The 9,757-nt window shown below is 56.0% G+C and carries 7 protein-coding genes and 4 pseudogenes; 3 read left to right on the forward strand and 8 right to left on the reverse strand.

Annotated elements, in window-relative coordinates; translation table 11 throughout:
* Positions 1 to 82: 82 nt before the first annotated feature.
* Positions 83 to 232 (forward strand): annotated as a pseudogene (locus A3OI_RS22910) (IS66 family transposase); the annotation flags it as partial.
* A 52-nt stretch (positions 233 to 284) separates the two neighbouring features.
* Here A3OI_RS22910 and A3OI_RS0116955 read toward each other — a convergent pair.
* The 3 genes from A3OI_RS0116955 to A3OI_RS0116965 all read right to left on the reverse strand — a co-directional run bounded on the left by A3OI_RS0116955 (position 285) and on the right by A3OI_RS0116965 (position 2,583).
* On the reverse strand, positions 285 to 659 hold the full coding sequence (locus A3OI_RS0116955; protein WP_026224267.1) for a hypothetical protein: 375 nt from the start codon (positions 657 to 659) through the stop codon (positions 285 to 287).
* A 62-nt stretch (positions 660 to 721) separates the two neighbouring features.
* On the reverse strand, positions 722 to 2,083 hold the full coding sequence (locus A3OI_RS0116960; protein ID WP_018405430.1) for a hypothetical protein: 1,362 nt from the start codon (positions 2,081 to 2,083) through the stop codon (positions 722 to 724).
* A gap of 59 nt (positions 2,084 to 2,142) precedes the next feature.
* Entirely contained in the window at positions 2,143 to 2,583 is a 441-nt protein-coding gene (locus A3OI_RS0116965; protein WP_018405431.1) for a VOC family protein, read from the reverse strand.
* Between the two features lie 119 nt (positions 2,584 to 2,702).
* Here A3OI_RS0116965 and A3OI_RS0116970 point away from each other — a divergent pair, with 119 nt between their 5' ends.
* Positions 2,703 to 3,566 carry a DUF1853 family protein gene (locus A3OI_RS0116970; RefSeq protein WP_018405432.1) on the forward strand — a complete coding sequence of 288 codons (864 nt, stop codon included), beginning with the start codon at positions 2,703 to 2,705 and terminating at the stop codon, positions 3,564 to 3,566.
* Between the two features lie 2 nt (positions 3,567 to 3,568).
* On the opposite strand, the pseudogene A3OI_RS0116975 reads toward A3OI_RS0116970, so the two are convergent.
* From A3OI_RS0116975 to A3OI_RS24505, 4 genes and pseudogenes are all read right to left on the reverse strand, one after another.
* Positions 3,569 to 3,940 (reverse strand): annotated as a pseudogene (locus tag A3OI_RS0116975) (alpha-amylase); the annotation flags it as partial.
* A gap of 157 nt (positions 3,941 to 4,097) precedes the next feature.
* Positions 4,098 to 4,409 (reverse strand): hypothetical protein, encoded by a 312-nt coding sequence (locus A3OI_RS0116980; protein WP_018405434.1) that lies wholly within the window; start codon positions 4,407 to 4,409, stop codon positions 4,098 to 4,100.
* Positions 4,410 to 4,457: 48 nt separating this feature from the next.
* A complete protein-coding gene (locus A3OI_RS24095; RefSeq protein WP_018405435.1) occupies positions 4,458 to 5,057 on the reverse strand; it encodes a DUF4123 domain-containing protein in 600 nt (199 codons plus the stop codon).
* A gap of 96 nt (positions 5,058 to 5,153) precedes the next feature.
* A pseudogene (locus tag A3OI_RS24505) lies at positions 5,154 to 6,195 on the reverse strand (type VI secretion system Vgr family protein); the annotation flags it as partial.
* Positions 6,196 to 6,526: 331 nt separating this feature from the next.
* Between A3OI_RS24505 and A3OI_RS0117005 the strand changes: the two are divergent.
* Positions 6,527 to 7,984, forward strand: a complete 1,458-nt coding sequence (locus tag A3OI_RS0117005) for a protein adenylyltransferase SelO (RefSeq protein WP_018405439.1) — start codon at positions 6,527 to 6,529, stop codon at positions 7,982 to 7,984.
* A gap of 92 nt (positions 7,985 to 8,076) precedes the next feature.
* Here A3OI_RS0117005 and A3OI_RS20680 read toward each other — a convergent pair.
* A pseudogene (locus A3OI_RS20680) lies at positions 8,077 to 9,486 on the reverse strand (fumarate hydratase); the annotation flags it as partial.
* Between the last annotated feature and the right edge of the window lie 271 nt (positions 9,487 to 9,757).

The raw sequence follows: 9,757 nt of genomic DNA on the forward strand, positions 1-9,757 counted from the left end.
TTTCGGGTTGTGGGCTTCGAGAAACGTCAGGTCGTTGATCTGGACATCCGCCGTTACGTTACCGAGTACCAGGCCGAGATCCTTCTGTCGCGTGCGCAGTTATCTGTCGACGGCGCGTAAGCAGAACGTGTCTGCCTCGAAAGCCCTGATGCATTTGTTCGAGGGGAGTGTGCCGCCGTTCATGGCGGTGGGTGCGGGTAATGATACGACCGTTTTAAATCAAACCAGCTGAATAGTTACCGATAATGTTACTAATTCCGCTTTTCTATTAATTCCGCTCTCAGTTAATTCCAGATGGCCTGATGCTCACCACGCTCATCAATTCGCCACCATCTTTCTTCAGTGGCGTCGTCGCCTTCGGCCCAATTGCCCGGGCTGCAACGTAGCTCGCCACCGATGGCGCACCAGGCACTGCGAGCGCAATCCAGATCGCTGTTCCAGGGCAGCGATGGCCCCTCAATCACCAGACACGTGAAGCGTTTGCCAAAAGCACCCGGGTAGAGCGACAACGACAACGGGTTGCCATTGTAACTGGCGTGACCTTTCACAAAGCCGGTTATGACCTCGTCATTCAGCGACACCTGGCCCAATTGATCAGACAGCCAGCGCGATACCGCTCCGGCTTCAAGGTCGCGTATATAAATTTCCAAATCCTGCACCCAAACAATCTCCCAACAATTTAAGAAGTGATGACAAGGGTTCAACACCTGCATCGCTGCGCCTAATGGTGAACAGTGTGAACGCCCGCTGAATTCGCTGCAAGCCAACATTTCAGCTCGGCCTGCAAATCGGCAACGCCCAGCTGGCGCAAGCTGCCGCGGGCATGACGCCGGTGCCACTCACCTTCTGCGACCTGCTGTTGCCGAACCAGCTTTTCCAGCGCCAGGTCCGGCTCGCCAACACTGCTCTGCCGCGCATGGGCCACCAGGCGCTGACACTCCAGAGTTTGGATTTGTGCCGCCAGAGCCGAAGCCTCGCTGCTGCCACGCAAGGCAAACAGATTCAAGCGTGCAGCTGCACGCTCCAACCACATCAGTAGCTTGCCCGGGCAGCACTCAAACCGGTGACGCTGTGCGACAGCGAAATCAATCGCCGCCGGCTCCAGCTCTATATTCCATTGGCGCTCTATCGCCGGCTGATGGGCCACCACAATAGCGTGGAGCTGGCCAGCTCCACAGGGCGGCAGCATCACGCTGGTCAGCGAGCGACCCAGGCACAGCTGTAGTTGATCAACATGCTGCACCGTGGCTTTCATGCGCTCATCAGCCAGCAGCAACATGGGCCCGCCCCAGGCAGCCAGCACATCGCCCACCGCACTGCCAGGCCGGCCCACCAGCCGCAAAAGATCCTGCGGCGCTAGGCCGTCCATCACCAACAGAGGCCAGCCTCCAGAGTGTTGAAGCGAGCACAGCCTGTGCCGGGCGCCTTCGGCAACCTTCAGCACGTCTGACTCGCAGCGCAAATTCAGTCGCTTGTAATCGATACCCAGCAATGGCAATACACTTTCCAGCCAGCGGGTTTTACCACCGCCCCGAGGGCCTTTCACCCACAACAATGTTGCAGGGTTTGTGCTGAGTTCTACCGCTACGGTATGGGCAAGCTCAATCCAGTCCACCTGCGCCATCATCATGGGCACACCGGCAGCGTTAGACGCTGCCTTCATCGTCAGCTCGTCAACGCTGGCTGGCCAGGCCGACACCCGCTCCAACACCGCAACGTAAGCTTTTTCCTGCAAGCGTTCTGTTTTGTGAGTAAGGGTTTGCAGCAGCACCGGCCAGTCTAGCCAGGGCGCGTCGTTCAACTCGCGCGCTCTGGCAAACCAGTGCACCAATTGGCTAGACAGCAATCCTTCCGCAGACACCCCGGTAACAATCGGCTGTTCGCACTGCACCGTGCGCGTCAACTCGTCGAGGTCGATACTGCAGGTTGTCAAGAAATGGCTGAGGGTGTGGCAACTGTCTAGCAGAGCCAGCAAAAAATCTTCAACGGTAATCGCCGCTCCGCCGCGCTGTAATACCAGCGCGCGAGCATTCGCCAGCGCATTCTGGCATTGCGGTGCCAGGCATCCTTGCCAATCTTCCATTCTTACTCTCCTTGTATACCAAGCGCAGGATTCCTTTCCCACGCTGATTATTGTACCCCTTACCAGCTGCCGCTGTTTTCCATACTGGCCCAGGGTTCACGGGGTGCAAGCGCCTCACCCTTCTGCAGCAGCTCAATAGAAATACCGTCGGGCGAGCGCACGAACGCCATATAGCCGTCCCGGGGCGGGCGGTTAATGGTTACACCGTTGGCTTGCAGGTGCTCGCACAATTGGTAAATGTCATTCACTCGATAGGCCAGGTGACCGAAGTTTCGGCCGCCGCTGTACTCTTCCGGGTCCCAATTATAGGTCAGCTCCAGCGACGGTGCGCGATCGGCTTTCACTCGCCCTTCGTCGTCTGGCGCAGCCAGAAACACCAGGGTGAAACGGCCTTTTTCGCTGTCTTTTCGGCTGACCTCTTTCATTCCCAGCAAGTCACAGAAAAAACGCAGGGTGTCATCCAGATTACTCACCCGGATCATGGTGTGAAGATATTGCATAGTGCCTCCTGAGCGTTACGCTTTGAATCGGGTTAGCTGAACCGTGTTATACGTTCCGGCCGAATTTCTGTTTTTCTGCTGTTACCATTATTTGCAACAGTTTACGGTATTCTATGGGGATGAGCACAAACACCTCGTTTTCATTAAGCAATCCTGCCATTCGGCACCTGGCCTGGCTGTGCAGCTCGCCACAGCTGCTGCAGTGCTCGCTCAGCTTCACGCCGCAGTATTATTTGCCAAACGATTATTTTGCCACCCTGCTGAGCTGGGATGCACACCCTCAGAACGCACCGCCTCTGCTGCGAGAGCCGCCGCAGAAGCGCTTGGGCCACTATGTAGAACGTTTGTATCGGGTGCTGCTGGAAAGCCTATTAGGCTGGGACATTCTGCTGCAGAATCAGCAGATTCACAGCAACGGACGCACCATCGGCGAGCTGGACTTTGTGGTGTATAACCGCCACGAACAGCGGGTGGAACACCACGAAATTGCTATAAAATTTTACCTGGGCCACACACAATGGTTTGGCCCTAACGCCCACGACCGTCTCGACCTGAAAACCAGCAGTCTGCTAGACCAGCAAAGCCAGCGCAGCCAAACGCCAGAGGCCCGCGAATTGCTCGCCGGCCACGGCATCAGCGTGCCCTTGATTGCGCGAATTTTCATGCCCGGGTATCTGTTCTATCCCCCGGCAAAAGTGCCCGCCTACGTTCCTGCTGACCACCTACGGGGCAACTGGGTGTATGCGCACCAATTACATCCCGAAGATTGTGCCACCTGGGTGGTGCTGCGCAAGCCCCATTGGATCGGGCCCTGGCAGCAGAGCCACCCGCCCTGCCCGCAGCAGGCAGCGCAAATTCTGGAGCAAATTCAGCAAGACCAGTCACCACGCCTGTTCGCACAACTGAAACACCATGCCGCCAGCGGCCAATGGTGCGAAGTACAGCGGTGGTTTGTAATGCCACAGAATTGGCCGGGGACTTAGCGCTACTCCCTACTAAACTCGCGATTAGATAACCAGACACTCTGATACAGCTTCAGTGTGATACTGCCCGACAGGTTCTCTATGGCCATACCCGAGATCAAGTCAAACCAATGATCCGCGCCAATCAGGTTGATATCACTCAGCGCCACCTGCTGTATTTCGTCGCTGATATTGTGGATGCAGAAAATAGACTGATCCCGCCGCATGCTTTGGCGCCAGAAACCGAACAGCTTTAGTCCCAGGTGCAAGGTGAACTGGGCAATGTTCACTTCGTAGGGCTGATCCCGGCCGTCAGGCGTGCGCCGGTAGGACACCTTCCCGCCGAACGAGTCCATGGTGTTGGTCAGCCGTTGCCTTTCCTTCTCGCTCAGCAAGGCGTACCGGCTTTCAGAAGTCGCATTCAGCATATACACAGAGCCTGTGCAAGCCCCATCTGCCCTGGCTGAATTCGCCATGCGGCAACCGATACCCGGTAGGGCGCTTTGCCTTCCGGGGGTTCCAGCAGGCTGTCCGCAAATAAACCGTGGCAGTTCAATTGCAACCTAGTGGGTTCTTTGTCTTCCCCTGTAACTTTATCAAGGGTGACACTGTCGCCAAACCGCCACTACCAACCATACCCAGAAAGGCCCCGGTCTGGGCTTCTGAGTTGCCAGTTCTGACCGCTTCCAACCAGTTCTCCCGGTGCTTGTAGGCGCTGATTCCGGCGCTGACCGCGCCAGCCAGATAGGCCGGACCACCAAGCCATACATGCAGTTTTCCCATTCGTATATGCACACTAGTCACTGCAATACGCTGCCAGGCACTGGCCAGGGCTTGAGCCCTGGCACCATAGGCGGTATCCATGATTCCCTGAGCAGCCAAAAACCTGCCGCTGAGGTGGCCCAAAAACTTTCACCCAAGCCCATCCCCCATCAGGTTCACTCGGGGAGCCGAGGTCAAACCCTGCCGAAAATGCCCCACGAACTTCCCCAATTCCTGCTGATCCAATGCCGGCAAAACCAACGTCAGGCCGGCACGACCGGTAGCGGCTGTTTCCAGTTTCAGGCCGGTGTCGATTTCCTCAACCGGACTGAGGGCCCCCGCTACATGTTTACCGACTTCACGGTGCTTTTCACGGGCCGCCTTGAATTCAGCCACCAGTCTCTGGGCTTTTTCGGAGCGATGGCCGTGGGTTGATTTAGCAACGTCATGGTCGTTCTGAAGCTGTTTCATCTGTTGATCTAGCTGCATCATATTTCTGAGGTTGTTCCGGTTGGCTGTAGCCCGGTCTGCCGCAGACACCAGCAAATAGCCGTGCTCTTGCATAGGCCCTTGCTCCAGGAATCCCCGCAGTACCGGGTCTTCCGGCCCGCTTAACCACACAAGCCAGGGAGACAGATCCGAAATTACCTCCCAGCGAGTAGCGACGTATAAACATTCGGCACTGATCGGCTGGTCGCCGGCCCATTGGTAAATTTGTTTGCCGAGCTGTGGAATAGCGACACCATCCAAAATAAGTCCGACAGCGGAAGGGTCAGGCCAGGGTGAATGGTCAAAAGGAGAATGAGAAAGTGGACAACAACTCTGGTTCATGAGCTCTGCTCCTCACACAGACTGGCGCTTTTCGCCGCCAACTGTGATGTGGTCGTTATCGACGGTCAGGTGGCTGTCGTTATTGATGACTTCGGTGCGGTTATTTTCCGTGAGCAGATCCAGGTCTTTTTGGGCGTGGATATAAACCTGTTCTTCTTCCGTTTCATCTTCAAAGCGCAGTTCGTTGCTGCCTCCGCCCTTGTGGGTCCGGGTTTTTAGAGTGGTGCGGGTTTTGTGTTTCGGCAACGCGTAAGGCGGCGTGTTGGTTGCGTGGTAAGTGCGCCCGGTGATAATGGGCTGATCCGGGTCGCCGTCCAGAAAGGAGACGATGACTTCGTTTCCGATTCTCGGTACAGCCATAAAGCCGTACTGGCCACCTGCCCAGCCCTGGCTGACCCGAAGCCAGGCGCTGCTGTGTTCACTATTCTTGCTGCTTTCTGCCTCTTCACGCCGCTGGCGCTGATCCCATGGGAAGCGTACCTTTACCCGGCCAAATTCATCACAGTGAATTTCCTCACCTTCCGGGCCGGTGACTATAGCAATCTGCGGGCCGTCCATGCGCAGGCGCTTTGCTCGTGAATTTGCGCGTAGGCAGGGTTCTTGAAGGTGTAATCTTTCATAGCCACGGAGGCGACGCGAACGCGCTCCTCAAAGCGGAAGCGGAACACGGCAGGCTGCTTGGTGCTTCCCCCCGCTTTGCCGTTATATTCGACGGCTTCCAGCCGGGGCGCATCACCGTGATGATCGGCAATGACTAGGCCGGGCTGTTCGTTTAAGATCAAACATCGAATTCACAACGTCCCGCTCTTCCAGCAGCGTGCGCACGCTCGTATCTGTGGTCTGAGTCTGGAATATGCGACTATTGTGCATCAGCCCTAAGCGCCACAAAGGCGGCTGAATGATCAATTCGTAGCGGGTACGGCGGTGGCCGCTGCCTCCCCGAGCAAACTCGTTGACCACACCAGTGAAGCGGCGCACCGTCTTGCCAGACCACCAAAACTACCGATTGCTCCAGAACACTGAAGGCATCAACATCTGCGTTGGTGCTGGCCAGCTCAAGGCGGCCGTGAACCAGTTCACACAGCCGCTCTGTCAGCGTGAAGCCGACAACGGAAAATAGATCAGAGGGGAGTTCGCCAACATGGGCGGTAAACTGCAGTCCGTTTGCCTGGGGCATATCTTCGATCCCTGAAGATTGGTGTCTTTTCGTGCTCATCCTGAGCCGGTTCAAGATTATAACCTTCAGATTCCGGAATGTAACCCCGCCGAATCACTGCGTCTGATGAATGGTTTAAGCGCACTGGCAGACGCGTTAAGATTTCTGTCGTTGATACAGTGGTTAATAGGAAATTTAGCAGAGTTTATGCCACACGGGAGTAGAGGTTTTTATGAGTAGCAACGGTTTTCGCGTAGAACATCGCTACCTGGAACTCCCGGAGAGCTTCTTCACCCACGTGCAACCCAGCCCGCTTAAAGAAGCAAAAATGGTGTGTTTTAACCACGACTTGGCGCGAGAACTGGGCTTTCACAGTGACAACCCTGCCCAGTGGGAAAAAGTCGGCGGTGGTTCGGAGCTGCTGGAAGGCATGGAACCGGTCGCCATGAAGTACACCGGCCACCAATTCGGCAAGTACAACCCGGACCTGGGCGACGGCCGCGGGCTATTGCTGTGGGAAACCGTCGCGCCAAACGGTCAGCGCTGGGACTGGCACCTGAAAGGTGCGGGCATGACGCCCTACTCCCGCTTTGGCGATGGCCGCGCGGTGCTGCGCTCTACCATTCGCGAGTACCTGTGCAGCGAAGCCATGCACGGGCTGGGCATTCCCACCACCCGCGCCCTGTTCATGGTGAAAGCCAAAGACCCGATACGCCGCGAATCCATTGAAACCGCCGCCGCGCTTATGCGGGTAGCCCACAGCCACATCCGTTTTGGCCACTTCGAATTCGCCGCTCATCACCAGGGCCCGGACACCGTAAAAACGCTGCTGGAGCACGTAATATCACTGCATTTCCCGGAGCTGATCACACTGCCTGAAACCGAGCGCCATCAGCGCTGGCTCGAAGCCGTGGTGGGCCGCACCGCGCGGCTGATCGCCGACTGGCAAACCGTGGGCTTCTGCCACGGCGTTATGAACAGCGATAACATGTCGATTATTGGCGACACCTTCGATTACGGCCCCTACGCCTTTATGGACGATTTTGACGCCGGCTATATCTGCAATCACACCGACGAGCGCGGGCGCTACGCCTACAACCGCCAGCCACAGATGGGCTTCGAAAACTGCCATTACCTGGCGCAAGCATTATTGCCGGTGATGGGTGAAGACGCCGTACACGAAGCCGTGAAACACTATGAAAGCGCCTACAACACTCGTTTTTTGCAGAACATGCGGGACAAACTCGGCCTGCAGCAGGGCGATGACGGCGACATGCATCTGATTATGGACACCTTCAGCATGTTGCATGAACAGAAGGTCGACTTCACCCGCTTCTTCCGCGGCCTGTCGACGCTGTATGGCCGCGGCCACGGGCCAGTGCGCGACTTGTTTACTGACCGCGCTATTGCGGATACCTGGCTTGGCCGTTACGAACAAAGGCTGGAGCAGGAAACTCAGGCTCACGATGCCCGGGAATACGCCATGGGCCGGGTAAATCCGAAATACATTTTGCGTAATTATTTGGCACAGCAGGTGATTCTGGAGGCGCAAAACGGGGATTATCAGCCGCTGGAGGAGCTGCTGACGGTGCTAAAGAAACCGTTTGACGAACAAACCCAGTACGAAGAACGCTACGCTGCCCTGCCCCCAGACTGGGGTAAGGGCATGGGCATCAGCTGTTCCAGCTGAGCGCCTGATGAAGGGGACGGATTTAAAATCCGTCCCCGGTCTGGACTGGGGCAGGGTTCAAGGGGACAGATTTGAAATCTGTCCCCTTCAATTTAAACAGCCTTGGCGGCGATGATTTTCTTATGCCACTCAGCCGGTCCTGTTTGGTGCACGGAAGATCCGCGGGAATCCACCGCAACCGTCACCGGCATGTCTTCCACGTCGAACTCGTAGATGGCTTCCATACCCAGTTCCGGGAAGGCCACCACTTCAGCGTGCTTGATGGCTTTTGACACCAGATACGCTGCTCCGCCTACCGCCATCAGGTAAACCGCACCAAATTCGCGAATGGCGTCAATACCCACCTGGCCACGTTCGGCTTTGCCGATCATGCCGGTCAGGCCGGTTTTTTCCAACATGGTGTGGGTAAACTTGTCCATGCGGGTTGCCGTGGTAGGGCCTGCGGGGCCAACCACTTCTTCGCGCACCGGATCCACCGGGCCAACGTAGTAAATAAAGCGCCCTTTCATGTTCACCGGCAGCTCTTCACCGTTGTTGATCATGTCCACCATTTTTTTGTGGGCGGCGTCACGGCCGGTCAGCATCTTACCCGACAGCAACACGGTTTCACCCGGCTGCCAGTCTTTTACGTCTTCCGGAGTCACGGTGTTCAGATTCACCCGACGCACGTTCTCGCCCACTTCCCAGGTAATTTCAGGCCAGTCATCCAGGCTCGGCGGGGTTTGCAATGACGGCCCACTGCCATCCAGCACAAAGTGCGCATGGCGGGTGGCTGCGCAGTTAGGAATAATCGCCACCGGCTTGTTGGCCGCGTGGGTGGGGAAATCTTTCACTTTCACATCCAGCACTGTGGTCAGGCCGCCCAGGCCCTGGGCACCAATGCCCAGCTCGTTTACTTTTTCGAACAACTCCAAGCGCAGCTCTTCAGCGCGGTTTGATGCGCCGCGGGTTTTCAGTTCTTGAATATCGACAGGCTCCAACAACGCTTCTTTGGCGATTGCCATGGCTTTTTCAGCGGTGCCGCCAATACCGATACCCAACATGCCGGGCGGGCACCAACCTGCGCCCATTTGCGGGATCATCTTCAGTACCCAGTCCACCACCGAATCTGACGGGTTCAGCATGGCAAACTTGGACTTGGCTTCAGAACCACCGCCCTTGGCCGCCACGTGAATGTCTACGGTGTTGCCCGGCACAATTTTGTAATGAATGATGGCGGGCGTGTTGTCTTTTGTGTTCTCACGTTTGCCGTCCGGATCTGCCAATATCGACGCCCGCAGCATGTTGTCCGGATGGGTATAAGCGCGACGCACGCCTTCGTTGATGGCATCGTCCAGCGAGGTTTCAAAATCCCACTTCACGTTCATGCCAACATTCACGAACACCGTCACAATACCGGTATCCTGGCAGATCGGGCGGTGGCCTTCGGCGCACATCCGCGAGTTAATCAGAATCTGCGCCATAGCGTCTTTAGCCGCCTGGGATTCTTCTTTCTTATAACTCAAGTTTCGGGGTTCAAAACATAAATAAAAACACCAATAACATATTGATTTAAAAGGAATAGATGCCTCATTGTGGTAAAATACTTGTTATCTAGACAACGTAAAAAACCACAAGAGACATCGAATGAATTCTGTCACAAAGACTTTGGGCTTACCACCATTAACGGCTGATCTACTTAACCAAGAAGACCTTAAAATTGACAATACTTTCAGCACCACATGGAAGAGCATTGGGTTTAACAACGTTTTACGTCAGGCTAAGTTTTCTAAG

It is taken from the genome of Marinobacter gelidimuriae (genome assembly GCF_000372805.1).
GTDB classification, from domain to species: domain Bacteria; phylum Pseudomonadota; class Gammaproteobacteria; order Pseudomonadales; family Oleiphilaceae; genus Marinobacter; species Marinobacter gelidimuriae.